18 protein-coding genes are annotated in these 26,702 nt (G+C 44.3%); 7 read left to right on the plus strand and 11 right to left on the minus strand.

All coding sequences use genetic code 11. The annotated features are described in order from the left end of the window. Nucleotides 1–302: 302 nt before the first annotated feature. Together Q5691_RS05020 and Q5691_RS05025 are read right to left on the minus strand one after the other, a co-directional pair. A complete protein-coding gene (locus Q5691_RS05020; RefSeq protein ID WP_333211783.1) occupies nt 303–1,040 on the minus strand; it encodes a DUF928 domain-containing protein in 738 nt (245 codons plus the stop codon). A gap of 141 nt (nt 1,041–1,181) precedes the next feature. Beyond that, complete coding sequence (locus Q5691_RS05025) at nt 1,182–1,922, minus strand: DUF928 domain-containing protein (RefSeq protein WP_333211781.1); 741 nt, start codon at nt 1,920–1,922, stop codon at nt 1,182–1,184. 336 nt (nt 1,923–2,258) lie between these two features. On the opposite strand from Q5691_RS05025, the gene Q5691_RS05030 reads away from it, so the two are divergent. The 4 genes from Q5691_RS05030 (at nt 2,259) to malQ (ending at nt 7,154) form a co-directional block, all read left to right on the plus strand. Beyond that, on the plus strand, nt 2,259–4,049 hold the full coding sequence (locus tag Q5691_RS05030) for a CHASE2 domain-containing protein (protein WP_333344055.1): 1,791 nt from the start codon (nt 2,259–2,261) through the stop codon (nt 4,047–4,049). 74 nt (nt 4,050–4,123) lie between these two features. Next, a complete protein-coding gene (locus tag Q5691_RS05035; RefSeq protein ID WP_333344057.1) occupies nt 4,124–4,882 on the plus strand; it encodes a MinD/ParA family protein in 759 nt (252 codons plus the stop codon). Nucleotides 4,883–5,057: 175 nt separating this feature from the next. Further along, complete coding sequence (locus Q5691_RS05040) at nt 5,058–5,183, plus strand: photosystem II protein Y (RefSeq protein ID WP_333053037.1); 126 nt, start codon at nt 5,058–5,060, stop codon at nt 5,181–5,183. A gap of 462 nt (nt 5,184–5,645) precedes the next feature. Beyond that, the gene (gene malQ, locus Q5691_RS05045) at nt 5,646–7,154 is read left to right on the plus strand and encodes a 4-alpha-glucanotransferase (protein WP_333309007.1); all 1,509 of its coding nucleotides are present in this window, start codon (nt 5,646–5,648) and stop codon (nt 7,152–7,154) included. Nucleotides 7,155–7,288: 134 nt separating this feature from the next. Here malQ and Q5691_RS05050 read toward each other — a convergent pair whose 3' ends face one another. Both Q5691_RS05050 and Q5691_RS05055 read right to left on the minus strand, forming a co-directional pair. Then, the gene (locus tag Q5691_RS05050) at nt 7,289–8,170 is read right to left on the minus strand and encodes a RodZ domain-containing protein (RefSeq protein WP_333211777.1); all 882 of its coding nucleotides are present in this window, start codon (nt 8,168–8,170) and stop codon (nt 7,289–7,291) included. Then, nucleotides 8,167–8,961 (minus strand): pseudouridine synthase, encoded by a 795-nt coding sequence (locus tag Q5691_RS05055; protein ID WP_333211812.1) that lies wholly within the window; start codon nt 8,959–8,961, stop codon nt 8,167–8,169. Before Q5691_RS05055 ends, Q5691_RS05050 begins: the two co-directional genes overlap by 4 nt. Before the next feature lie 618 nt (nt 8,962–9,579). On the opposite strand from Q5691_RS05055, the gene Q5691_RS05060 reads away from it, so the two are divergent. Further along, nucleotides 9,580–10,371, plus strand: a complete 792-nt coding sequence (locus Q5691_RS05060) for a DUF2993 domain-containing protein (protein ID WP_333344059.1) — start codon at nt 9,580–9,582, stop codon at nt 10,369–10,371. Nucleotides 10,372–10,520: 149 nt separating this feature from the next. On the opposite strand, the gene Q5691_RS05065 is transcribed toward Q5691_RS05060, so the two are convergent. From Q5691_RS05065 to Q5691_RS05075, 3 genes are all read right to left on the minus strand, one after another. After that, nucleotides 10,521–11,438 carry a phosphatidate cytidylyltransferase gene (locus Q5691_RS05065; RefSeq protein WP_333211774.1) on the minus strand — a complete coding sequence of 306 codons (918 nt, stop codon included), beginning with the start codon at nt 11,436–11,438 and terminating at the stop codon, nt 10,521–10,523. Nucleotides 11,439–11,822: 384 nt separating this feature from the next. Further along, complete coding sequence (cbiT, locus tag Q5691_RS05070; RefSeq protein ID WP_333211772.1) at nt 11,823–12,416, minus strand: precorrin-6Y C5,15-methyltransferase subunit CbiT; 594 nt, start codon at nt 12,414–12,416, stop codon at nt 11,823–11,825. Between the two features lie 99 nt (nt 12,417–12,515). Beyond that, entirely contained in the window at nt 12,516–14,066 is a 1,551-nt protein-coding gene (locus Q5691_RS05075) for an aminotransferase class I/II-fold pyridoxal phosphate-dependent enzyme (protein ID WP_333344060.1), read from the minus strand. Between the two features lie 191 nt (nt 14,067–14,257). Here Q5691_RS05075 and Q5691_RS05080 point away from each other — a divergent pair, with 191 nt between their 5' ends. Next, nucleotides 14,258–14,434: a hypothetical protein gene (locus Q5691_RS05080; protein ID WP_333344062.1), complete on the plus strand. Its 177-nt coding sequence runs from the start codon at nt 14,258–14,260 to the stop codon at nt 14,432–14,434. A gap of 73 nt (nt 14,435–14,507) precedes the next feature. On the opposite strand, the gene Q5691_RS05085 is transcribed toward Q5691_RS05080, so the two are convergent. From Q5691_RS05085 to Q5691_RS05100, 4 genes are all read right to left on the minus strand, one after another. Then, nucleotides 14,508–16,190, minus strand: coding sequence for a penicillin-insensitive murein endopeptidase (locus tag Q5691_RS05085; RefSeq protein WP_333344064.1), 1,683 nt, complete (start codon nt 16,188–16,190; stop codon nt 14,508–14,510). Nucleotides 16,191–16,286: 96 nt separating this feature from the next. Then, on the minus strand, nt 16,287–22,013 hold the full coding sequence (locus tag Q5691_RS05090; RefSeq protein ID WP_333344065.1) for an nSTAND1 domain-containing NTPase: 5,727 nt from the start codon (nt 22,011–22,013) through the stop codon (nt 16,287–16,289). Nucleotides 22,014–22,093: 80 nt separating this feature from the next. After that, on the minus strand, nt 22,094–25,543 hold the full coding sequence (locus Q5691_RS05095) for a caspase family protein (protein WP_333344066.1): 3,450 nt from the start codon (nt 25,541–25,543) through the stop codon (nt 22,094–22,096). 58 nt (nt 25,544–25,601) lie between these two features. Further along, nucleotides 25,602–25,868, minus strand: coding sequence for a hypothetical protein (locus tag Q5691_RS05100; RefSeq protein ID WP_333344067.1), 267 nt, complete (start codon nt 25,866–25,868; stop codon nt 25,602–25,604). A 511-nt stretch (nt 25,869–26,379) separates the two neighbouring features. On the opposite strand from Q5691_RS05100, the gene Q5691_RS05105 reads away from it, so the two are divergent. Beyond that, on the plus strand, nt 26,380–26,628 hold the full coding sequence (locus Q5691_RS05105) for a gamma-aminobutyric acid A receptor, epsilon-like protein (RefSeq protein WP_333211756.1): 249 nt from the start codon (nt 26,380–26,382) through the stop codon (nt 26,626–26,628). Nucleotides 26,629–26,702: the final 74 nt, after the last annotated feature.

Genomic DNA, 26,702 nt, shown 5'->3' on the forward strand with positions numbered 1-26,702 from the left:
TGGTGATGCCAGGATAAAGACGGGGGCTTGTACCCTGGCTGCTTTCGGTCACTGGATTGAATCATTGAAGAATTGACATCGATTTTAGATTTTAGATTTTAGATTTGGGATTGAAGAATTGAAGAAGTTGAGAATTGAAGAAAGCGATATCACTGATGAATCCGGGGACTTGTTATCGGATACTATTTTTTGGTGATGCCAGGATAAAGACGGGGGCTTGTACCCTGGCTGCTTTCGGTCACTGGATTGAATCATTGAAGAATTGACTATGCAAACACTCAGCAGTGATTGGTCAAGAGTCGTTATTCAAAAGACTGAACTACCGGCTGAGTGGCAATCGATTCTAGTCCTTGGGACTGCAACAATTGCGTCCACTCGGTCGTCAGTCGCGAATCATCGGGTGCGCGGCGCCGCATTTCGGCTAGAGTCGCAAGAGTCTCGTACCAAATCCCATTTTTAGCATAAGCAATCACCTTAGCCATGGGATCGGGATTTGCCAAATCGTTCTTGAGATTTGCCTGGGGTTCAATTCGCTGCATCCATCCTTTAACAATATAATCTCCCGAACGCTCCAGAGGATCGCAGGCTAGTGCAAACGACCACACATATCGTTTACCAACCTCAATATTTTTTGTCTTGTCTTTCTCAGAAAGGCTAACTCCAACAATTCCGGCTTTGTCATTTTTTAAAGTAGTTTCGTAGACTACTTCGGATTCATCTGCATTTAGCAAAATAAACTCTACTTGAGCCGCCGGTTGAGAAACATATACAAAAAATGTGGGCGAATCTGTTAGCGTTAAGCCAATATTGCTTTCAGGTATTAAGGGAGTAATGAATAAACCATCCCGTAACTTACAGCCTCGATGCGTCCCCCCTTGCCTGTTGTCGGGGGCTGTTACATCTGGGGGTTTGAAATTAACATTCTGACTCAGCAGCATGGGTGCAGGCACAGCCTGCATCGGTGTCAGCAAACTGGGGAGAGTAACGGCGATCGCCAATACAGTCATCGCCAGTGCAGTAAAATTTATAAAACGTTTCATTTTTCCACCAACTTGTAGAAATATTTATAGAGCGTATCTCTAATGTTAACCCGGAGTTTTAGCTCCGGGCGCGATCGAGTAAATGGGTCGATTTTCACATCGCCATCGACAGACCGATAAAATTTCCCGAAATAGCGAGATTTAAAGAGGCGCAACCAGTGGTTGAGCTGCAACAGATTCCAGTCCTTGGGACTGCAATAATTGCGTCCACTTAGCTGTCAGCTTCACATCCCCCGGTGTTTGACGCCGCATTTGGGCTAAAGTAGCGATAGTTTCGTACCAAATCCCATTTTGAGCATAAACGTTGAGCCTAGTCATCGGGTCGGGATTTGCCAACTCGCTCTTGAGAGTTGCCTGCGGTTCAATTCGCTGCACGAACCCTTTAACAACTAAATCTGCAGCTCGGTCTTCGGGGTCGCAAACTAGCGAAAATGACCATACGTATCGCTTACCAACTTCAAGGGATTTGTTGTTGTCCACGGTAGCCGGAATACTAACTCCAACAATCCCGGATTTGTCTAGTTTAAAGGTTTTTTCGTAGACCACTTTGTCCTCCTTTTCGTTGAGCAAAGTAAACTCTATTTCGGGCGAGGTGTTAGGAATATAGACAAAAATTGTGGGAGAATCTGTTAGGGTTAAACCGATATTAGTTGGAGGCACTAAAGGAGTAATAGATAAACCCGCTGGACAAAGCTTGTTGCCACGATGTGTCCCTCCCTGTCGGCCGGCCGGGGCTGTTACGTCGGGAGGCTTGAAATTAACATTTTGACTCAGTAAAAGCGGCTGAGATTGTGCGCGCATCGGTGTAAGTGAACTGGGTACGGTAGCTGCGATCGCAGATACGCCGACCGCAAGTGTAGCCCGATGTAGAAAACGTTTCATTTTGTTGTACCTTTCACTATAATTTCAAACACAGGCATTGGCTGATGGCGACAAATATTTTTGAGCTGCTAGTCGAGGGCGCAGATACACAATTTATACCTTGACATATCATCAATAACATTTATTAATTCGAGCGGCAAGGGGATTCTCTGTCGGAAAAATCAGGTTGCCTATGCCACAAGTATCATTGGATACAGTTGCTTGCGATGTACTGTAAATTTTTGTAACAAAGTGGCCGCAGTTTCCGAGTGTTCTAAGATGGAGGAAGCCTCCAGCAGGCGGAAAATGTGAAACAACTGCTGTTCCAGAAACGAGTCAAACTTTTATGCTGGGATAATGAGTAAAATATCTAACAACATTCGATCGACAGTGGCTCAATTGAGTCAAATGTATAAACCATCACTAGCATTGGCTAAGTCTGTATTACTTGCCAGCGCGGCAGTAACATTATCCTTGATGGGGGCCAGACAGCTAGGAATACTCGAACCAGTAGAATTAAGCGTTTACGACCAAATGGTGAGGTGGCGTCCCGATGAACAGCCAGACTCGCGTTTGCTAGTTGTGGGGATTACCGAAGCAGACATTCAGAAACTGAAAGAGTGGCCAATATCCGATCGCAAAATAGCTGAAATCTTACAAAAACTCGACAAAATGCAGCCGGCAGTGATCGGTTTAGATGTACTGCGAGACGTACCATTAGGAGACGGGCGCCAGGAATTAACTAAAATTTTACAAAAAAGCGATCGCATTATCGGGGTATGTTTAGTCACCGACGGGAACCCCGACAATCCAGGTTCTCCACCTGCGCCGGGGCTGCCAGAAAACCGGGTCGGATTTGCAGATTTCGGAGTCGATCCGGGTGGTATACTCCGCAGGGCTTTATTATTTATGAAACCGCCGACCATTGAGGGCAACTCCTCGGCCCAAAAACATCTTTGCAATGACGATTCTCAAGTTTTATATTCCTTCAACCTCCAGCTAGCACTCCGCTACCTGCAAGGGCAAAAAATCTCTCCCAAACTCGCCCCCGATCAATCTTTATGGCTGGGAAAAACCCAATTAAAACAACTAGCAAGCAATGACGGAGGATACAAAAATGCCGATGTCAGGGGATATCAAATATTAATTAACTATCGTTCCAAGCAGCAAGTCGCAAACCAAGTCAGAATCACCGATGTTTTAGAAGGGAAAGTTGACCCGAATTTAGTTAAAGATAAAATAGTGCTCATCGGTTACACCACAGAAACCGTTAAAGATTTCTTTTATACTCCTTACAGTGGGCGACAGCAAAGCAACCAATTCATGCCTGGTATCGTGGCACACGCACAAGTAGTCAGCCAAATTTTGAGTGCCGTTTTAGACAACAGACCGATGTTGTGGTTTTGGCCGGAATGGGCAGAAATCCTGTGGATTTCGGCATGGTCAATTGTCGGAGGAACGTTGGCATCGCGGATGGCTCACCCAGCGAAGTTGACAGTGACATTCGCAGCACTGCTGTCCGGGTGCTGCGCGATTAGTTTTGGGATTTTTCTCTTAGGAGGGTGGGTACCTGTAGCAGCGCCAGCCTTAGCATTAATCTTAACTGGCGGTAGCATTGTATCAGCAGAAAGATTTAATAAAGCCGGATACGGGAAAGCAATTAGCGATCGAGTTAAACAAGTCTTCAAAATCGAAATAGACCAAGCCAAAAAAGAACAGCAAGTCGCAGAAATCACAGAATCTGATTTCTTTAAAGAATTGCAGCAAAAGAAAGATAAACTGAGGATTAGCAAACAAGAAACCTCTGAAAAAGCACCTTCCGAACCCCAAGAAATAATTGCCATTACCCCAGAGCTTCCCAAGGTCGAAAGTCAAACAGACGAATACGTAGCTCAGTTGCAGGAAAAAGCCAAACAGCAGAAGCAGCGCGCCGCCGTGACTGAATCGGAAAGCGGTTCTCCAACGGATGTCCCGAACGATACCCGTTGTGGTGCTAGTTCAGCCGAAACTAAACATGATGACGAGTTCAGCGATTTGCAAACCAAAGCCAAACAGATGCGGCAGCGCAGGGGCGCCCAAAAGATGATAAAAGATGAAAAAATTGATAGTTTAACAGATAAGGAGGATTTGGGGGGCAAGGAAGAATGACAGACAACTCGACTGCATCATCGAGAATTGCATCATAATGGGTTCTCCCCGTTTCTTACCCTAATACGCAGATCATGTCCAAAATCATCTCTGTCCACTCTTACCGGGGCGGAACTGGCAAATCGAACACGACAGCAAACCTGGCATCTATTATCGCTCGCAGCGGAAATCGGGTCGCCATTGTGGACACAGACATTCAATCACCGGGGATTCACGTGCTGTTCGGTTTCAGCGAGAGCAACATGGATCGCTGCCTGAACGATTACCTGTGGGGCCGGTGTCCGATCGCGGATACGGCCTACAATGTGAGTTCGCTACTGCCAAAATTAGCCACTAACGGCAGCCTCTACCTGATTCCTTCGAGCATTAAAGCAGGGGAGATAGCGCGAGTTTTGCGGGAAGGCTACGATGTGGGACTGCTTACCGACGGCTTTCAAGAACTGATCGAGGTTTTGAACTTAGACTACCTATTTATAGACACGCACCCGGGACTCAACGAAGAAACCCTCCTCAGCATCACCATTTCCGACATCCTGCTGCTGATTCTGCGTCCGGATCAGCAAGATTTTCAGGGAACGGCTGTCACAGTAGATGTGGCCCGCAAATTAGAAGTTCCCAAGATTTTGATGACGATTAATAAAGCCCCAGAATCGCTGGATTTCGAGGATTTGAAGCAGCAAGTAGAGAGTATTTACAAAATCCCAGTGGCAGGGGTACTGCCCCACAGCGACAAGATGATGCTGCTCGCCAGCAAGGGGGTGTTTGCGCTGCACTTCCCTAACGACCCTCTAACTAAGGTGGTGGAAGGGATTGCCAAACAGATTGTGGGATAATTGGTACAGCGAAGACCGATCGCCCGCCTAGGAGTTTCGCTTTCGCTCTCAATTCTTGCGGAGCGATGTCCTCCTGTGTATCCCGAATATTTGGTTAAAGAGTCAGGAGAATGGCGACAAAATGAGATACAAATAGATTATGAGAATTTGTTAAAAAACTTTAGGAGGAGAACTCATGGATTTTGACTTCCGCATACTAATAGTATTGATGCCCGTATTGTTGGCGGGCGGCTGGGCTGCTTACAACGTCGGCGCTATAGCTCTCAAACAAGTGCAGAAATTGTTGAACAAGCAAGCGTGAACTAAGCATTATCACCAGTAATTTCGCAGCCGGCTGTTTTTTGAGATACAAAACAGCCGGCTAATTTGTGCATTGGCTCTGCTTAAGTGATGGCTGATTGTTGGCGGGCAATTTACGACTGCAGAGAGAGGGGGCGAAAACAAAAGAAAAGTATATTTAAAGATTAAGCAGAAACCGGGTACGCTCAAGCACAATACTTTGTTGCAGCAAACGAGTCTGGGTAAAAAAACCTAGCTGTGAAAGCAGGGCGATCGCATAACTTCAGATTGTGATGTTTTCCTTTCTACTCAGGACTTGTGAGTAGAGTGTTATAAAAATATTTGGTAAGCACGTTATCGCAGAAAATATGAGACAATCACAAAAGAATTTGCCCTGAGAATCTCCCTCAAGACTACGAAGTTTAATTAGTAGGGAAGATAGGTCAAATTGTCAATGTTAAATTCCTATATCTTTAGATAGATTATGCTTTTTCCCCGATCGAGTGGCCTTTTACTCCACCCCACGTCCTTTCCCAGTCGATTTGGCATTGGAGACATGGGAATAGAAGCATATCGCTTTATTGACTTTTTAGTAGAGAGCGACCAGCAATACTGGCAGGTATTGCCGCTGGGGCCGACAGGATACGGCAATTCTCCTTATTCGTGCTATTCAGCAATGGCGGGAAACCCGCTGCTGATCAACCCAGAACTGCTGCGGGACCAGCAATTGCTCGGAGATGAAGACTTCGCTAATTTGCCCGAATTTCCGCTGGATTATGTAGACTTCGATCGAGCGATCACGCTGAAAGTGCCTTTGCTCAAAAAAGCTTGCGAAAACTTCAAAGCCAAAGCATCCCCGATCCAGCAAAAAGAATTCTCAGGTTTTTGCCAAAGCAAAGAGAATTGGCTGGAAGATTACGCCTTATTTATGGCACTAAAAGATCACTTTGGCGGTGTTAGCTGGAACAATTGGGAACCAGAAATTGCCCGTCGAAAACCAGAGTCAGTAGAGAAGTGGCGTCAGCAGCTAAATGCTGAGATTTATTACTACCAATACGTTCAGTTTGAGTTTTTTCGCCAGTGGACGGAGTTGAAACGCTATGCTAATATGCGGGACATTAAAATTATTGGCGATATTCCGATTTATGTAGCTCACGATAGCGCCGATGTATGGTCTCATCCAGAAATATTTTGCTTAGATGAAGCCAGCGGAGAACCAGCTTTAATGGCAGGAGTTCCCCCAGATTACTTCAGCAATACAGGTCAATTGTGGGGCAACCCCGTATACAATTGGGAGAAGTTGCAAGCAACTAATTTCGACTGGTGGGTGCAGCGTTTTGAAGCGATTTTCTCTTATGTAGACGTGACTCGGATCGACCACTTTCGAGGATTTGACGCTTACTGGGCGGTGAAGCGCGGACAAGAAACTGCGATCGAGGGAGAGTGGATTAAAGCGCCGGGAACAGCTTTGTTGGATCTAATTAACGAGAAGTTTGGCAACTTGCCGATTATCGCTGAAGATTTAGGGGTAATTACTCCAGAAGTGGAAGCTTTGCGCGATCGATACGAGTTTCCAGGAATGAAGATTTTGCAGTTTGCTTTTGGCGCGGGCCCTGGCGATCCTTTTTTGCCTTTCAACTACGATCGCAACTGCGTAGTTTACACCGGTACCCACGACAACGACACGACTGTCGGCTGGTTCAATCAACTGCAAAACTACGAAAGAGACGAGGTTTTGCGTTATTTGGGCTGCATCGATCCCCAAGGAATTCACTGGTCTTTAATCCGCATGGGCTGGATTTCTATTGCTAATATGGCAATTGTGCCGTTTCAAGATTTGTTGGGTTTAGATACTGACGCGCGGATGAATTTTCCGGGTAAACCAGAGGGAAATTGGGGCTGGAGGTATCGACCCGAAGCTTTGAATTGGGAAGTGCGCGATCGGCTCAAAACTATGACTTACATCTCCGGGCGCGCTCCTAATAAACATTGAAAATGTAGAAGGGGTAGTTGGTAATGGGTAGTTGGTAATGGGTAAGAAGTCAATAAAGACCGACATTCTCATTAAAATCTGTGGACTGCCCGCTATTACCTATTGATTACCCATTAACAATTACCAATTAACACTCAACCTTCATTCTTGGGCGGTGCTGAAGGCTTGAGTTCGTTTGCTTTAAAAACAACTTCTTTGGCGACTCCAGGATCTCCGAGTGGTTCGGCTTGTCCGTTATTAACGGCAACCATTACCCCGCCGGCGTTACCTGCTACCACTACCAATTGCTTTTGAGCCCCCCAGGTGCGAACAGTCCCGGTCGGCAAAGTTCCCTCAAACTCTGTTTTACCATCGACTTCAACCTGCATCCATGATTCTGCTTTAAAAGTGACGTTAACCATCACTGGTTTATTGCCAGGTTTATTTAAATTTTGACCGGTTCTTACTGCTTCTAGAGCCTCGTAACTATCCGGTTTCTGATTTTGTGAGGAACTCGATGCCCCACCAGCTAAACGGGCTTGTTCTTGCTGCCCAAGCGCTAGTTCTTCGGCTCCCGCACCGTTTTTTGCGGTAACAGAACCACTCATCAACTGAGATAAGACATTGACCGAACAGATAATTAGAAATGTGTAAAAGAGGTAGAGGTGCATCGGCCGCAACTGAGGCCCATCTTGCCAGGATAGCTTGGTTCTCGATCGGGGTGGCGGTTCGATCGGGAAAAAGTCGGCAAACTGAGTTCCGTCCAAACCCATTGCTTCAGCGTAGCGCTTGATCAAACCCTGAGTGTAGACGGGTTCGGGAAGTTGGTCGAGTTGACCGTCCTCGATGGCTTGCAGCAGATTCCGCCGAATCATTGTTACCACGGCTACTTTGTCCAAACAAATCGACTGCTGTTCGCGGTACTGGCGGAGTTGAGTTCCTATTTCCGCTAGCTTCTTCTGAGCTGTTTCTGGCTCTTGGGAGTGCAGTTTCTGCTTAGTGGTTTTGAAGAATAAAAACAATAAATTCTTTGTCATATGCTGTGCTCCTGGGAATTTACTGGCACGCTTATTGATGTTAGGTTGACTAGATTCCATAAATAAATAATTTCCGCATCTTCTAGGGGTCGGCAGCAGCCGGGTGGCAATATTGGCGAACCGGGCCGCTGCAATTGAATCGGGCCGATGGCTGTGCGGTGCAGGCGCACCACGGGATATCCCAACTGTTCGGCCGTTCGCCGAATCTGTCGGTTTCTGCCTTCTGATAGAATGACTTCTAACAGAGTTTGGTCTCGCGCGCGATCGAGAACTTTAACTTTCGCGGGCAAAGTTTTTCTGCCGGACAAGATGATGCCCTGACGCCACGTTTGTAGTATGGGTTCCGGGGGATCGCCGCTCACCCAAACCTGATAAGTTTTGGCGATCAAGTGACGCGGATGGGTCAAACAAAATGTCAGCTTACCATCATTGGTGAGCAAGAGGGCGCCGGTGGAATCTGCATCTAAGCGTCCTACGGGGTGGATGCCTTGACCGGAGCGCAGTTGGGGTGGCAGCAAGTCGAGAACTTTCGATCGGGCTCTTGGATCGCTGCAAGTAGAAACTACGCCTGCCGGTTTGTTGAGCAACAGATAGACCTTTGCGGGTCGATCCGTTGGTTTCACCGGAACTCCATCGACTTGGATGAGATCGCGATCGGGATTCGCTTTTTCTCCTAAGCGAACAATATTGCCATTAACTCGGACTCGTCCAGCTACAATCATCTGTTCTGCAAGACGGCGAGAGGCAATGCCCCACTGGGCGAGGATTTTTTGCAGCCTTTCATCAGACATGACGGGAGTGTGGAAATCCCCAACGAGCGAACGGTGGGGAGGAAACACGACACGGTTAATTGATTAACCGTACTAGCAATGCTCAATTCCTGGTTGGGAATAAATTATAATGCTGACCAATTATTACAGGACGCCCGGCAAGAGTGCAGATTGTCCTTGTGCCCGGTGCAGATTGTCCTGATGGCATTACCCTGAATGCTGTGCAAAAACTACGACGAAAAGACTCGCGGCAGGCACAGGTTTGCACCGTTGGTTTGCGGCTGGTTTGAAAGGTGTGGGTCTGACCCGACCATAAACCAACACTACCATAAATCCCGTACTCCTGGTTAAATTTATACGCTCGATCGCGAATTTTTCATCGGGATCGCACAACTCGTGAATTACCCCAATATCCCAAGGGGAGAAAGCTGAGAATTTTTCTGCTTCTGGCGTTGCTGATGCCAGATTGATGCTTGATTTTGGAGTTAATCGGACTTGTGTTCATCAACCCGGTTTCTCACGAAAATCAGAGGTTGATAGCCGTATATTTGTGTAAAAACCGGGTTTTTGAGGCTGGATGTGCAAGTTCTAGTTAAATTTATGTGCTTGAATATTAAGGTTTATATTCTGAAATTGTTTATGACTGTCGATCGAAACTCTCTTCAATTTGACAATACAGATACCGCTGGTGGCTGTGGTGGGACTGTTAATCTCGGCGAGGAACCCAGGAGACCTTCGGCGAGTCCAGGCAGCCGGATCGCGAGCGCAGTGCTGTCTCCGGCTGTGCAGTTGTGGCTGCGATCGCAAGTTCAGCAGGTGGACGAGTTGAAGGTGAAAATTGAGGGGAGCGATCGACAAATCTTCAGCGGTGCGATCCCCAAAGTCACGGCTGCCGCTCGCGGTGCTGTGTATAAAGGACTACACCTAACTGAAGTTGCCATAGAGGGCTGTGGCATTCGCATCAACCTCGGTCAAGCTCTCAAAGGCCAACCCCTACGCCTTCTGGAATCTGTTCCCGTGGCAGGCGTTTTGAGGCTTAGCCAAGCGGATTTGAATGCGTCGCTGAAAGCGCCTTTGCTGGCTGATGCTTTAAGCGAATTTTTGCTGCCAATGCTGCCACTGACAGATAGGGAACAGTCGCTGAAGTTGCAAAATTCGCAGATTGCAATTGAGGCGGGTTTGTTGACGCTTTCGGCTGCAATTTTGCGCGCTGGCGGTAGGCAAATTCCTTTGGTATTGCGGACGGGTTTGCGGATAGCCAGCGGTCGCGAATTGATGTTTGAATCACCAGAAATCGAAATGGATGGAGAATTAAAGAGCAGTGATTTCAATGGTTTTAAAATTGATTTTGGGCCGGAAGTTGAGATTGAAGAATTGATTTTGAGTCAGGGGGAGATTGTTTGTCGGGGAGGAATTACAGTTTTGCCTTAGTTCGTTAACAGTTAACAGTTGACAGTTGACAGTTGACTTTAACCTGGTTCCTCGGTAGAGGCTGGGAATACATACCCCATGCCCAATTCCCCATGCCCAATTCCCAATTACCAATTCCCAATTACCAATTCCCAATCCCCAATTCCCAATTACCAATTAATTAAAAAAGAGTCGATCGCGGGCAAAAATAAAGTCACAAAATAGTAGACTAAGGGCGCGGTAAAAACATAACTGTCAGTGCGATCGAGAATGCCGCCATGACCGGGGATCAACTGTCCCGAATCCTTAACGCCGGCGTCTCGCTTCATCATCGACTCAGTTAAATCTCCCAACAGGCTAGCAACCCCAATCAACAGACCAAAAGCAGCCCCAGTATACAGCCACCCCGGCCAGTGTAAATACCAAGACCCAGCGGCTGCCACGGCGATGCTGCCGCAAACTCCAAATACGGCACCTTCAACGGTTTTTTTGGGGCTGATGTGGGATAGGCTAGTGCGCCCGAAGAATTTGCCGACAAAATAAGCCCCAATGTCAGCGGCCCAGATGCAGAAGAAAGCCAGCAGCAGCGAAGTCAATCCTAAAGATATGTGGCTGGAATTTGTCCAAGACGGGGACGGGTAAATGTTAACCGGCAAATTGCTTGCTACTGCTTGCGAAAGTTGGGTTGTAGCAAGATTCCCTGGGTCGAGGCCGACTCGCAGCCGTACCCAATAGCTGGGCAAATAACCGCCGTAGAACAATCCTAAAACTGAGGAGGCAATATCGGCGATCGTCGATAATTTAGGCTGGAATAACAGGTAGAAACAAATTAAGGTTCCCGCTAAGGGGAACATGGCATCTACGAGTTCCGGTGCTAGGGCTGCAGTAATTAATAGCCCTTGACTGACTGCTAAGGTAGTTTTGGCAGCGGGTGCAATGCCTTTAGCCCTGGCTAATTGAAAATATTCCAATTGGCCTAGGTAGACTATGACTCCAAAGCCGACGGTGAAGTACCATCCGCCCATAATAATCATTCCCAAAGCAAGGGCGATCGCAACTATTCCACTCAGGATACGAGACCAAGGCATAAAATGAATTTCTCTTGCAGACGGCGGTGGATCACTCGATTTTAGATTTTAGATTTTAGATTTTGGATTTTGGATTGGAGATTTTGGATTTTTCTAGAGCACGAGTTGATCCCTTGCACAACTAACCCCCATCCCCCATCGGTCATCCAATATCTCAAGTCAGGTGGTCAATCCAGCTATGGTGGCCCCTATTCTTAAGTATGAAGGTTAAGTGAACTTAAAAAAGATTAAGAATTACATTTAGGAATGGGCATAGGGCATAGGGCATGGGGCATTGGGTATGTATTCCCAGCATCTGCCGAGGAACCAGGTTAAAGTTAACTGTCAACTGTCAACTGTCAACTGTCAACTGTCAACTGTCAACTGTCAACTGTCAACTAACTTCTAATCCAGCTTTTCGCCACTGAGAATAAATATGGGATTGACGGCGGCAAAGGTTTGACTGAGGCCGCGAGTCTCCAAGCGGTTGACGGCGGACTGGACTACTTCAATGTTGCGGACTTGTAACTCGGCGAACCCTTCGGAAAGGGCGTAAAGATTTTCTAAATTGGATGCTGTGGCGACAACTCTACCGTGGGGTGGCAAGTAGCGCCACACTTCTTGGAGAATCGCTTTAATGGGGCGACCTCCTTCGATGCAGACTCGGTGGGGGGGTTGGGGCAGGTTTTCCAGGCACTCCGGGGCACTGCCTTCTATGACTTCTACGTTGTCGAGCTCGAATCGATCGCAGTTTCTGCGAATCAAGCTTGCTACTTCTTCGTCCCTTTCGACGGCAATAATCCGACCTTTGGGACACAGCAAACCTGTTTCTACGGCGATCGTACCAGTACCTGCACCGATGTCCCACACCACTGAATCTGCTTGCAGCCGCAGGTGGGAGATTAACAGCAGTCGGACTTCTCGCTTACTCATGGGAATTCCCGGTAAACGTTCAAATAAGTCATCCGGGATGCCTGGAGTGACGTAGGGCCAAAGCATAGTTATATTTTTGATTTTTGATTTTTGAGTGAAGCAAGACCGAAGTTGGAACTCGCGGAAGAAGTAGAAATTCTCCCAATTTCCCCCAAGCCTTAATATTTACTGTCGCACAACCTTGAGAGTTTGGAGGTTTCTATCGCTACAACCTGTGATTTTTCCGCCGGCGGCAAGGATTTGTTGCAGGTAGTCAACGGCTGCTGGGGTAATGATTTCACCGGGCATCAGGACGGGTATTCCTGGGGGGTAGGGACATATGAGTTCGGCGCACAGGCGATCAACTGCTTTGTCTGCGGGTACTGTTTCCGCTGGAAAAAAGAAAGCCTCGCGGGGGGAGAGGAGAGGGGGAGAGGGGCAGAGTGGGAGAGTGGGAGAGTGGGCAAATCTTCCATCGGACATCGGACTTCTTCTCTCGGACTTCTTCTTTTGGACTTCTTCCTTTTTCCTGACATCCGTTACATCCGTTACCAAACTTCCTGCTTCCGTCTTCCTTCTTCCTTCTAAAAAAGTACAAGCTTTAACTAAATTGTCAATATCTAATTCTGTATTTCCCAAGCTGATAATAAATGTTAAATGTCGAGGCATGGGAAGTTCTGCGGTGACGCCGAGTTGAGAGTGCATAATTTCATCGGCTATAAATCCTGTGATTCCTAAATCTGATACTTTTACTGTTAGCCTGGTGCGGTCTAATGCTGCAAAACCCGCTGTATTTAACGGTGCTAAAACTGATAAGCCGGGAATAAGACTGATGCGCGATCGCGCTTTTTCTGCTAGCTGTAAAGTTTCCGCCATTAATTCTTTGCCGTGGAGTGCGATTTGTTGGCGGGCTGCGTCTAATGATGCTAATAGTATATAACTCGGACTGGTAGATTGTACTAACTGCAATGCTCTATTTAATTTTTGGATATCTATGCGAGATCCCTTGACGTGCAGCATCGATGCTTGTGTCATTGCACCGAGGGTTTTGTGGATTGATTGTACTGTTAAATCGGCGCCGACTGATAGTGCTGGTTCTGGCAAGTTTGGATGAAAGTTAAAGTGGGCGCCGTGGGCTTCGTCTACTAATAACGGTATGTTGTATTGATGGGTAATTTGGGCGATCGCCCGCAAATCTCCGCAGACGCCGTGATAGGTTGGGTAAACTATCATTACTGCTTTCGCGTCGGGATGTTGTTCTAATGCTGCGGCTGTGGCTTCTGGGGTGATGCTGTTGGCAATATCCCAATCCGAGTTGTACTCTGGATTGACAAAAATTGGAATTGCACCGGATAAAATTAAACCAGAAATTGCCGAGGAGTGGATATTTCGAGGTAGGATAATTTTATCGCCAGGGCCGCAAGTCGCTAAGATGGCGGCGATTATTCCGCAAGTCGAACCGTTAGCCAAAAACCGAGTTGATTGGGCTCCAAATGCTGCGGCGGCTAAGTCTTGAGCTTCGGCAATTGCACCTTCTGGGTTAAAGAGATTATCTAATTCCGGCAATTCCGGCAAATCCGATCGAAATACTGTCGCACCGAATAAGTCAATTAGGGGTTGAGAGATTCCTTGTCCGCCTTTGTGTCCGGGGGCATAAAATGGGGCGTGTGGGTGATTTGTGCGATCGCGCAAAGCATCTAATAGGGGAGTTTGTTGTTGAGAGTTTGCTGGTGACACGCTTAATCCTGATTTGATTATTTGGAATTATAGCAACCGCCGAGGTTTCACTGGACGTTATTAATTGCTGAAACCCTTGCTGGAAATTTTGCGATCGTATCGACTTCTTCGTTTTTCCTTGCAATCGCCCACAAGCAACACTGTCTCAATTTCAAACTTCTCTAAAATGACTGAATATGGACTGCTTAAGTATGAAACCGAAACAGTTGAAAATCCTGGCTACTGCTTTACTTATGGTTTTTCTAGGGGCTGTGGTTTCAGTTACAGCACAAAATCCTACCACAGTCTGCGGCTATTTTTCAGCTTACTGTTGTGAGGAAGTTTTGGGCGATCGCGCACTACTGTCACAAACTACCAAGACGCTTTAACCGATTGACCCAAAAGCTATCAAAGTTAAGCTTTAATTCAAGGTAGATTATTGAGTCGCGATCGCCCAAAATCCTACCCTAATTGAGCTTGCCAATTCATAGCATAACTTTGAACCTTTTCTGCCTGGTCAGTGCCATTGATAATTGTACGGGCTTTCAAGAAATCCATACGGTTGTTTGAAATACAGTCATCCAGCGTGATACCCGTAAACACACCGAATTTCATACCATCAACCAGGATAAAGAGTGCGATATCGGGACGCATGACAAGATCGGGGTCGTTAACCAAATCTAGGCCTAACACATCAGAATATTTCCGATAATTGTAATCCCAGGTCAGTTGCACGTACCCCCGTCCGTAAAACGGATAATAGCGCAGAGTTTTGCGGTGGTTCTCCCCTTCAGGTTCACCCAAATAATACGATTCCTTTACGGGTTGGAAACTATCTGCTGTTTCATGTTCAACGGTTGCGAGAATGTAAGCAATTTGAGCTTGAGAAGTAATTCCTTGGCGATGAGCTTCTTTGATAATTGCCTCCACTGTGGCTTGCTTATCACCGCCTTTCCAATCAGGTAATAATCCAGCACCCTGCTTGGCATCGAGTAAAGCTTTAGCGGTTGTTGCCCCTAACACATCCCCGCCATCAAGTTTACGGCTGGCTTTAAAACTTCTTAAGGCTTCTTGGGTTTGAGGGCCGTAAATCCCATCAACAACCTCTAAAAGATGATTAGCGCGTAAGATGGTTTGAATTTCTGCACATAATAGTTGATCTTCAACTAACACTCCAGAGTCAATATCATCAAAAGGAATCGATTGCTTTTGGTCAATCACGTCTTGGAGTTTCAGGCCGGATGGTTGGCCGGAAACTCCACGAGACTGTCCAGAAGTTAACTGTGTCAGTTTAGTTTGCGTTACAAATCCCACAATTCCATCAACCTGCAAGCCTTGTTCAGCCTGGAATTTTCGGATTGCGGCATCAGTTTCGGTGCCAAAGATACCATCTGTTGTAACTGAAATGCCAACGTTGGCTAAATCTTCTTGAAGTTTGCTGACTCGTTCTCCCTGCATCGGAGGTATCACCAGACGCAAATCCCCGTCTTCGTCGCTGCTATAGGGGGCTGAATCAATTCCAGGGGAAAGGAAACTCACATGAAGGTGATCGTCATGTCCTGGCCAATGTTGTACTCCTTTAATATCCGGGTCGTTAAACAGAATTACCTTAATACCCAAAATAGGATTATTGTGAAATAAATCCACTAATTCTTGAGTACGCTGGTGAGAGTATTCAGGAGCGCGCCAAGTAAGTCCAATTTCTGCATCAGTGTTAGCAACAAGAGAAATGTCAACATCGAGTCCGTGTTGATGAGAGCTATGGCCTGGAGTTGGCCCTTCTGCTGTACTGATGTCTCCGATGCCAATGCGGGGTTTAGGATATCTTTTAACCCACTCATTACAGACATATTTGAGAGCCTGAATCACTTCTGGACGACCATAGCAATTGTCTCCGTAACATTCATAGCCATCTCCATTGGCAGGCATTTGTTCAAAAAGACCTCGCGTTCCCCAACTGAACTGCTCAAGTTCTTCTGCTGTGAAACCAATATTTGCAGTGCAGTGGGTATGGTTATGCTGCAAGGTTTCAGAGCGTGAGCTGCGATGAATTTCTAATACCATTGTTAATTTCCTTTTTAGATTGTTTTTTTCTGTTGCAAGATCCCTTTTTAGGAGGGCGATCTTCGCCAATGCCAATGGCAAGGTAACGGAATGCTTAACATAACTACTCCTGAGTGTTTGGATGTGATAAAAGTGGAATGATTTTTGCGATCGCTTTTACTGGATTCCTAAACATACCTATTTTGAGTTTTTTGGTTTAGTGACCTGGTTTGAGTTAGTTTGATTCTCAACGGGAACAAACTCATAGTCATAGCCGGAACGAGATTTAGAAGTAGGCTTAACTATCTTGACGAGTTCGATAATATTTCCATCGCGATCGCCTGATGAAAACTTTACTGGTTCAATTGCACCCTGAGCATTAAAGCTGTCTGTCCGAAGGATTTTAGCAACTTCTTCCCGATTAGGATTGTGCTTGATTGCAGCAATCAAAGCTTTGGCTGCATCATAAGCTGTAACAGTTCGCCAGTTAATATCTCGATCGCCCCAAAGTCCTTTAGAGGTAGTCCCCAAACCTAACTCACGATTATTTTTAATATGCCAAGGAATTGCAACAACCATGTCTTTTTTATTATTGAGCTTCTCTTTAGAAAAGAATTCCAAGATTTTGGAACCATATACATCATCTCCTGCTAAAATAGGTAGATTCCCTTGATTTGCTTTTAAAATTTCAAAAGATTGATTGAATTTGCTGGTATCTGCTAGTAAAACCAGTACGGTATTTTGATCTAGTCCTTCAAGACTCTTTGTAGCATCAAAATCAGGATTGGATAAGTCAATTTCTTTAAATATTTGTCCTTGTCGTTTTTCCGCAGAAGTGGCAGAGCTAGTTCCATACTTGGAGCAGTCACGCTCTAATTGTTTTCCTCTTTCTCCAGAAAAAGCAGTCGTAAATTCGGATGCGAGGGAACAGCTATACTCGCTTTGGGAATTATAAAACAGGACGGCTTTCTGCTTCTTTAACGAGTTAACCGTATAATCAGCTAACTTTTCCGCAGCTACTTTATCATTAGGAACAGTGCGAAAGACGTATTTACCAAGGACATCTGATAATTGCACAGAGGTACTGACTGGAGAAATTGCCACCAATTTTTTATCATTGTAAACTTGGGCTGCTTCCCTGGTGACACTGCTGGAAAAGTGTCCTACTACTCCAAGAACATCGGGATTATTAGCAAGTTGTTTTGCAATTTCTTGGGCGATTTTCGGCTCGTTGCGATCGTCAGCAATTAAGACTCGTATTGGTACAATCCCTTGCTGTGTTTTTGCCCAGTTGTTAAAGTCATCTTGAGCTTGAGCTACTCCCCGCAGGATTTCTAAAGAACCATTGACATCACTAAGGGGAACGGATACTGCAATGGTGTAGGATTTTTGATTGCCAATTCGGGCATTGTTCAGGTAAATTCTGGCTTCTGGGTCGTTAGGATTTTTCGTCGGGTCAAGGTATGCTGTTAGGGAAGTTATGGCTTGTGGAAAATTACCAGCCGCGATCGCCTCTACTCCAGATTGCTTGTCAGGATCGCTAAGGGTTGATATCAATATTTTGTCACCCATACTAATTGCTTCAAAATTACATAGATGGCGAGCGTTGTTTTTGTCATCTAACGTCGCTAGGTAATCACGCGCCCAATTGCAACCAAGCTCTATCAAATCCTCCAATTCTCCAATTTGCCACAATTTAGCAGTACCATCCTCTCCTACAGTTGCCAGTAAGCTGCTATCAGGACTAAAATTAATACTTTTTATTTTACTTTGATGTCCTTTGAATTGTGACAATAACTTTTCACTTTTCCAGTCCCATAAGTAAATATTACCATCATTATCTGCTAAAGCTAATAAGTTACCATCAGGACTAAAACTGCCTTCTTCCCCAGCAGTATCTAATGCTTTTAATTCTTTATTATTTGATTCGCTATTGAAATTAGACACTGTAATTTTTCCACCGCTGCTTTGATCCAGAGAAGCTATTACTAGCTTACCCTCATTAAAAGTAAAATCAAACGCTTCCGTTGATCCTACTAAAACTCTACCTTTTAAATCCCACACAAATACTATTCCACTTTTTCCTTCTAATCCATAAGGTTCAAAACGAGCCAATTGTTGACTATCAGGGCTGAAAATCACTTTACTTTCACTACTAAACTCTTGAGTAGTTTTGTCTTCATCGATTTTTAAAGTAGAAGTTATATTTTCACGATCTAAGCTCAACAAATAGATACTTTTGTCACCTCGATCGTTTTGTTTTATAACCGCCAGTTGCTTGCTCTCGCTATCGGGACTAAAACTAACATTCATAACTTTACCCTGAATTTCTTTTAATTCTTTCAAGGAATTAATCCCCCAGTTGTGTAAACGAACAATACCGTCTTTTCCTACAGTTGCTAACTGCTTACCATTAGAGCGAAAACTGATATTTATGACTTTGTTTGGAAGTTGCTTTATTTGATTAAATTCTTGGCTATGATATTTCCACAAGAAGGCAATACCATCTTTTCCTACAGTTACTAGGTGCTTTCCATCGGGACTAAAACTAAGCTTACTAACTTTCTGAGTTAGCTTTTTTTCTAATCCTTTTAACGGTTTATTCTGCCAGTCCCATAAGCGAATAACGCCATCTGCTCCCTCTGTTTTAAGTTGCTTGCTATCAGCGCTAAAAAGAATATTGTTTACTACACCTTGATGACCCTGTAACTTTAATAACTCTTGATACTCTACACTTTGATTACCCAGAACACTTTGATTAGTCAGATCGAGTATACGAATCTCACCTTGAGTGCTTCCTGTTGCTAATAGTTTATTTCTATAAAACCTGCCCGAATTAACAAAATTGAGTGGGTAAGATTTGACTTCATTGCCTACCAATCTCCATAAATGTGAAGTTATAAAATCTCCCCCGCAAGCTTGATTATAAACAACCATTAATGACTTTCCATCAGAACTAACAATCACTTTCATGATTACAGCCATATATTCCAAGCTTTTTGAGGGATTTTTTATGTCTTCAAGCACTTTATTTTTTACTAAAGGATCGACCGAGAGAAGATTTATCTCTTTATTTAATTTTGGTAGATTTATTGCACACATTTCATTAAAAATAATTAACTGCCTATCAAGAATGCTTTTTTTAAAGAAAGAATTTGTAATTGTGTTTGAGCTTGATTCGATTTGATTACGTTCTTTGATTTCATAAACTATTTTTCGCAGTGTTTTTAGCACTTGAGGCTGTAGCTCATTATCTGTTTCAAACAAGAAAGGAATCCGATCATCTGGCTTAAACCAAGACAAATACCAAGGCCAGTCTTTTAGGGTTTTCGCTGCTTGTAAACTGTTTATTAACGCATTTAATTGTTGATTTGAAATAAAGTTGGCTTCCGAGGCTTGCTGAGAAGCTCTAATTTGACCAATCCGTGCATTTCTCTGACCGATTAGAGAGGCAATCAAACCCGCGCTTAACAATACTATGACCACAACGGCTCCGATCGTAAACCGACGAGCGAGCAAGGTTTTTCGAGCGATACTAAGCTGCACAAACTCTGTTTCTAACTTGTTGAACCACTTATCATTAGATTTAAGTTCTTTTTTCAACAAGTCAAGACGTGGGTTATTATGCCAAAGATAGCCTTTCGCTTGCGATCGCTCAAATTTCCACTCATCAGCCGCAGGTGTCAGTTGCCGTTGTAAAATTAAATTTTCCTCCTCCTCTTGTTTCCACTTCAACAACCTTTCCCATCCCCGCACTAAAGCATCATGGGCAGGCTCAACATAAGGTTTCTTTTCTGTATTTTCTCCTTCCACAAGCAAACGTGCATCCACAAATGTCTTAACTACCTTAAGCACTCGTGTATTTTCTGGCTCTGGATATTCTAGTTCAGACTTTAGCACCCGTCGGCGAGCTAATTCGCTACCACCGACTGCAACCATTCGCAACATTACTCGGCGGATTGTTTGCTCGTAAGCTTTATCCTGGTTCACTAAATTCTCATATTCCTGATCTGCTTTTTTAGTCAGCGAGCGCCCTACTCCCCCTAGCTTGTTATAATACTCCTCAGTAATCCCCCTATCATCTTTGTCTCCATCGTTAATATCTTCGATAAATAGGCGGTAAAGCTCATTTAACGTAAATGAAAGCAAAGGTAAAGTTCCAGGCATCCCGGCTACCTCATACACCAATTTATCTATCAGCTTGTCCGGCACAAAAAATATTGATCTTTTTGACGCAGGTTCCGTAATTACCTCCCGCAATTCAGCAGTTGTCATTTCTTTAATATGAAATCTGGCTTCCTCTTTCCAATAGTCTTTCAAAGCGGTGTCTTGGAATTGAGATTCAAAGTCAGAGCGAAGAGTCAATACAATCCGCAACCGCTCTCCATACTGAGACATTACCTGCGGCAACCATTTTAAAACCAGTTCTTGCTGCGTCTTCTCTCTTTGCTTTTCTTCTCTTTTATTTTTTTGCTTTTGTTTTTTATTTTGTTCTTTGTCTTCCTGGCGAGGTTGGAGAGTGATCAGTTCTTCAAACTGGTCAATTGTAAGCATAAGTGTGCGACCTGAGTTCTTGTCAAACCAGTTTTTAAGGTTCTGAGAAAGGAACTCAACTTGTTTCTCAAGCGGTTGGTTTTGTTTTGCTGTGTTCGACTCTCTTCTAATCCCAAACCAACTAAGAATTTTACTAAACCCTCTTGGTTCATCTGCTTGGCGTTGCTCAGAACCCGGGTTGGGATATATAAAATTAAGCTCTTGTGAAAGACTATTTGTTAATGCCGTCAGTGGAGATTCACCAAGTCGGATTGGCTTCAAAATCTTCCATGTTTGTAAATTGGAGTTAACCTCTGACCTCTGCTTTATGAGAAAGGGAATTAACCCAGCTTTTACCAAGCTAGATTTCCCTGTTCCCGAAGCTCCCAGCACTACTGTCAAGGCTCGGTGATTGGAATTATTGACTTTTTCATATAGCTGTTCAATTTGTTCCTTTCTACCGAAATATAAGTCTTTGTGTTCTTCTTCATAGGATTCTAATCCTCGATAGGGACTATCTTCTAGGCGTAGTGGAGGTGCATCCTCTAAATTAGGTTCACTCTGCAATAGAAAAAGATATTCTCCATTCTCGTGTAGTTTAAGCTGACATATACCAGGAGTTTGTGCTTTATATTCTTCTGTTTCCACTGCAACGGCTTTTCGCAGAAATCTATACAAATCATTGGCAGTAATAATGCCACCATCATAATCATCATTTTTCTTTAAAACATCAAAAAGATGTTTTGCAAAGGGAGAATGAACCTTTGAACCCACTACTACTTTGCCTCGGGGAGGAGAATCTATGGCTGTTTGCTTATCAGAAGTTGAGGTAATAACTTGCCAAGCCCGATATTTGATGTAGTGGTCGTAGACTTGTTTATAAAGTTTAACTTTCGGAACAACATCTCGATTGATGCTTGACCAGTAAAATGCTCCTGAAAAGCAGCAATCAAGAATGACCAATAGATGCCGACAAGGAAGTTTTAGCAGTGCATCGTGGAAGTCCTGCATTTTCAAGTAAGTATCAGGATTATCAGTAGCATCTTGAGGAATTAAGTAACCAACTGGCCCCTCTTGTTTTTCTTTAGCGTCAAAGGCTTTTCCATGTCCGGCAAAATAGAGTATGATGCGATCTTTATCATTAATATCTGGATTTTTTCCAAAAGGTATTTTTTTATTACTGAAGCAGTCAATCAGTTGTTTGAGCTTGTTCAGTGTAGCATCTTCATTAAGTAACAAATGAACTTCATACTGATATCGCTCTTGCATAAGGCGAGCAAATTCTTCAGCATCTGGAACTGCTGTCTCTAAGCGAGGAACTCCATTGCTGTAATCATTAATTCCGATGATAATAGCGATATTACGGTGAAAATTGTGTTTAGACTTAGACATTGATGCACTCCTATTTAAAATAAATTACCAGGTAAGAAAGGAAACAGCAATTAATGAAATTACTGTACCTTTTGAAATTTTTACTCTTGTTGCGTCAAAGCTAAACTTAACGCATTCAACCCTTCTAAATCATCGAAATAAGTCAAATGATCGCAAGCCACTTCTTGAATCATAGGAGCACTTTTTCTTCCTTCTGGAAGGCTCTTAATGCTCTGCACAGTCACAGCAATATCATTCAACTGACCCAGGAAGGGAAATTCTACAATTTGACTGCATAATTTTTGCATCAGCCGCTTTAATCGACTCGCTTCTTCTCCTTGTCCTTGCATGGCTTTGATAGAAGTATTACCAGCAAGAACTGAATAGGAAATACCTGGATCTTTAGGACTCGCAGCCAAGGATTTCAGAAACTCAGAACCCGGTTTCATCTGATCTAGGGCTACATCCACAGCTTCTATGGCACTGAGTAAACACCCCAATACTTTCACAGGCCAAGCAACGGTGGAAAGGCTATTAAGCCCAATTCCCAAAGCAAAAGTAGCCCATTCTTGCACCGTTGGCCAAGGAGAACCTGCATTTGGTGTCCCCAACATAATTAAATGTTGAACCAACTTATTGCCGCCTTCTAGCTCAATCAACCAACGAGAAACTAACCCCCCCATTGAATGAGCAACAATATGCAAAACTTTGCCGTGATTTGCTTTCAATCCTATTTCTTCTAGGCGTTTTTTCAGATTTCGAGCATTGTCTTCAATTGAAGTATTAATATTCTCGTAGTCAAAAGCCAAAACTAGGTCGTAATGATCTTTGAGAGGACATAGTTTCCCATTCAATTTAACTTTCGCTCGTTGAACGCTCTTGACCATATTATCGGTATCGCCGAGAATGCCGTGAACATAGAGCAAAATTCGCTTGCTCTTGTCTACCAGTGCTTTTATCTGCGTTTGATCTGTGACATAGGTTATCGTTTCATCTGACGCTACCTTAGCCACTCTCAGAAGCGGATATTCAAACTCTAAACCCAGCGGTTCCCACAACACCTTTTGAAATAGGATTTTAATAGACCCTTGTACGCTTCTGTCCTGATTGAATGGTTTTGGTAATCGTTGTAGATGAATTTCCGTTTTGCCATCTTTCGTTTTTTGACCTCGACCTAACGGTAGGAAAAACTCACCATCATAGCCAACAGGTAAGAGATGTTCATTTTCTCCTAATGTTGTGTCAACTAACAACTTTAAAGGCGCATCAGGGGTAACAACTGTATAGTCTTCAACTTGACTCAATTCCAGTACACTTAAACCTGGATCTGTGCCGCGACTGTTCGTGAATTGAAAAGTTTGAGTGACTTGAGGATCTTCTCGCAAAATAGGAGGCAATATCACATTTCCTAAATCCCGACTCACTTGAGGAATTGTCGTTAAACGCGCATTTGCTTGCAAGCTAGGATGCGCTTGTAACTTGACTCCTGCTGCCAGTTCCTTTTCTGCTATGGGTGAAACTCGAATAGCATCTAAGGGTCGAACAGTTGTAATTGCGATCGAATCTGTGAACCAATCATCATATTTTCCTTGACTTTTGGGTTTGATAGTACGACTCTGGACTCGATTCATCAAACGATTCAGGGAACTTTGATTGGGGGAGGAAATATCTCTTTCGATAGGTCGGGGAAAATCCAGTTCTTGTTGAGTCAGTAACCTAGCATCAAACTCAGCCGTACAAACAATCAACTTAATAATGTCTTTAAACTCGGTAATTCCTTGCTCCCATAACTCATCAGGTACTTCTAGTTCTAATTCTTCTTGATCTAAAGCCCAAGCTTCTTCTCCAGGTTTGAGAGCTACACTTCCTGTGTCAAAGAACGGAGAGCTGATGGCAAATAAATCTGTTAGATTGACTAAAGCGCAGTAAAGTTTTTTATGACTTTTATTAGTCAGTTTTATCCGAAAACTAGGAGGTTCCCACTGATTATCCGTGTGCTTATATTCCAAACGCATCTGCCCAGATTGAGAGATGTTTGGATCGTCAAAGATGAGTTTCATTTCCACATCTCCCACTTTAATCAGACCATTACCCGAACTGGGGAGGTCTGCGATCGCATTCCATCGCGCAATATGCTCTAATCGTTGAATCGCTGTTTCGGCATTCTCTGGGGCATAACCCTCAATTTGAGCTACTAAGGGGCGATCGTCAGCGGGTCGGGCAATCAAATATTGGTCATTCCGACATAGCAAACGAAACTGAGCTTTGGTGAATTCCTGTTCTTCGCGGACATAAGCAGAGGGTTGGTTGTTCAGTCCTGCTGACTGTATCGCTTGACGTGCTAACTTTACCCCCGCTTCCTCTCCCTCAAAATAAACACCTAGAGGTGGCAAAGGTAAACTGGTAATAACACCTTTAAACGTCTTATTCTGATCGGACGTTAGGTTTTCACTTCCACTGATTTCGACCTGACTTAACTGGGGCAAAACCTGAGTTACTTTGGCTTCACCGACAGACTTGGATGGTTCCCGTAAGTCTTCAGCATGGCTGTCAAAGGGAAAGAGTGCTAGTAAAGTCGTTTCGCCGTTAGAAGGACTTTGAACTCCGTGAACAGCACCCCCATCAATGACCCAACCATACTTTTTGTGATAGCTAACGGTGAAATAGGGAGTCCGTTCGGCGATCGCGCCATCTAAGAAAAATTGATTATCATCTCCTGGATGATTTATTTCAAGTTGGGGAGACTGATCTAAAACTCGACTACCAATTATAGCTTTTGCTCGGTTGAACAAATCCCGATAAGTCAACTTGCCATTAGCTTGTTGCAACGTATCCATCAAAAAGTAGGAAAAAGCACCCCGTTTTTGACCCCCTCCATTATATTCCTTCGCCAGTTGACTATCTTGACAACCCCCTAAGAGAATGTGACGACCTTTAGGAAGCTTCAGGCCAATGGAATTCAGTTCACCGTTACTGGAATTAGAGAGTTTTTCTAACTCTTCAAGTTTAAAGATAAAGCTATCTATTGGGCGCTGGCGCTTGTCTGTGGAAGCGAGACGGACTCCTGTTTCTTGGAATGGATTTTTACTGCCAGAACCGGAATGACAGCAATCAAGAATAATAGTAATGTGTGGGTTTTTAGCTGAGACTTCAGAAATCAGTTTTGCCAATTCTTTATCTGCTAAATCCCAGCCTCCTTCCTGGCGACTGTCATAACAGACCAATGTTTCATTATGTCGGTCTGGCTCTACGTGCCAAAATTCCTCTGGTGCTTCTTCCTGAGCGCCATGACCACTATAGTAGAAAAGAACCACATCATTGCTTTGAGCATTACATAGATGTTGCCGAAATCCATCTATAATCGCCTGACGGGTTGCTTCCGAATTCAGGAGTTTTTTTGGCGGAATAAGCTCATACCCTTTGTCTTTGTCAAAACGTTGGGTTAGATATAGTTCGATCGCTGTTATGTCGTTAACACAGCCTTGCAATGAAGGAACTGGGTCTTGATATTTGTCGATTCCAACTAATAGTGCGTAGATGTTACGAGTCATGAGCGTTTAGTTTATAGAGAGAACAAGGCAAAATTATAGGAAAGCTAATTAGCTAGTCTTAATCAGTAAACAGTTCGCTGCACATCAGATTGTAGGATTTGACATTTAGCCCCTTCTTGAAGAGACGATCGCCAAAGTTGACATCAGCACGATCGGGAGTTCCACCTCTCGGAGTCGCACTTAGAGCCTCATCAAGGCTTTCTAAAGAAGCCGATCGCGCTGTTGGATCTCTCGCTATTTCTTGAACTCTGATTCCAAGCTGCGCCTTGAGACTATCTTCATCAAGCTCTAACAGCTTTTGATATAATTCATCACTCTGTGTCATAATGCTTAATTTTAGTTGTTGAATTTCAACTAAATTTTGGGGCTGGTCGTGGTTTGATTCTAAGAGAGCAACCCCCAAAAATTTCCTAGCTTTTAGTTCAGTCTTAAATTAGCCAAAAGGCCAGCTCGCAACTGGCCGTAAGTACAGGACAGAACCTGTACTTTTGGCTAGGTGTCGTGCCAAACCACAGGCTGGCAAGGCTTTTCGGAGGGCGATCGATTTTAGATTGTAGATTTTAGATTTGCTCCCACGGGCTGTATCGATCGCACGTGATGAGTACGCTACGCTTTTTTCAAGGGTTCACGGCCTGTACCGGGGGGCTGTGACCAAATTGCTTTCGGTCAGCCTAAAAAATTAAATACAAATAAACCCGGTTGCTTTCGTCTACTCCAAAAAGCTGATTTAAAATGGTACAAAATATCAATTTTAATAAATTTTCACTATTTAGATAGATGTCGTATTTCTAGTTTTTTATCTACCATGATCGTATCGAGTTATTAATAGAATTGCCGTGATTTTTCCCAACCCTAGTCCATTTCCCGGCCCGCAGATTCCCAGTACCGAACCGGGGTTCCCGACTATACCCGCATCGCCACCAGTGCCGGGCCCCGTTCCCGAACCGATTCCCGGCATTGTACCCGAACCGGTACCTGCGCCAATTCCGCAGCCCATTCCCGAACCGGTGCCGGAAACTGTACCCTCTCCAATTCCTCAAACAGTGCCGGGGCCAATTCCTCAGACAATCCCTGAACCTGTTTAAATTATGTTTTGGTCGATCGCGAAATTTAAGATTGTTTGTAAGGTCGATCGCAAAAACCGGCTTTCTCCCAAGTC

The sequence above is a fragment of the Microcoleus sp. w1-18aA5 genome (genome assembly GCF_036701705.1).
Lineage (GTDB): Bacteria > Cyanobacteriota > Cyanobacteriia > Cyanobacteriales > Microcoleaceae > Microcoleus.